The sequence below is a fragment of the Microbacterium sp. BF1 genome, assembly GCF_019279095.1.
Classification (GTDB): Bacteria; Actinomycetota; Actinomycetes; order Actinomycetales; family Microbacteriaceae; genus Microbacterium; species Microbacterium maritypicum.
Genome location: NZ_JAGYWT010000815.1, coordinates 1 through 640, shown reverse-complemented (window position 1 = coordinate 640; position 640 = coordinate 1). Strand labels below are relative to the sequence as shown.

The 640-nt window shown below is 70.6% G+C and carries 1 protein-coding gene; it reads left to right on the top strand.

What is annotated here, in order from left to right:
- Positions 1-217: 217 nt before the first annotated feature.
- On the top strand, positions 218-640 hold a 423-nt coding region (locus tag KZA10_RS16965), incomplete at its 3' end, for a GNAT family N-acetyltransferase (protein WP_218683488.1).

The following is a 640-nucleotide window of genomic DNA, read 5'->3' as shown; positions in this document are numbered from 1 at the left end:
CGCTTCTCGAGCAGGCCGGCGAGCGCCGGGGCATCGAGCCCGTCGACCAGGCCGAGGTCGGCATCGGTGCGCGCCCAGCTGAGGGCGTCACGGTACAGAGACGCCTCTTCCAAGGCGCGCAGAATCCCCGGAACAGTCACCAGATAAGACTAGTCGCGCCCACGGACACTCCGGCCGCTGCCCCTGCCACGGGTGCGCACCTCAATAGGCTGTCGGGATGGATTCCGTCGCCCTCACCACCGAACGCCTCGTCCTGCGCCCCCCGACGGAGGGCGACATCGATGCGATCACCGTCGCCTGCCAGGACCCGGAGATCGGGCGCTGGACCACGGTGCCGAGCCCGTATGCACGCGAGGACGCCGAGGAGTTCGTGCGTCTCATCGCGGGGTGGTGGGCCGACGGCTCGGAGGTCGTCTGGGCGATGTACGCCGACGACCTGCTCGTGGGCATGATCGGTCTGCACAACATCGCCGACCACTTCACGGGCGCTGCCGCCGAGCTCGGCTACTGGGTGACGGCCGACACCCGGGGCCGGGGGTATCTCACGGAGGCCGCCCGCGCGGTGCTCGACTGGGGCTTCGGCGAGCTCGGGCTCGTCCGCATCCGTTGGCAGGCCGTCGTCGGGAACATCCCCTCGGCC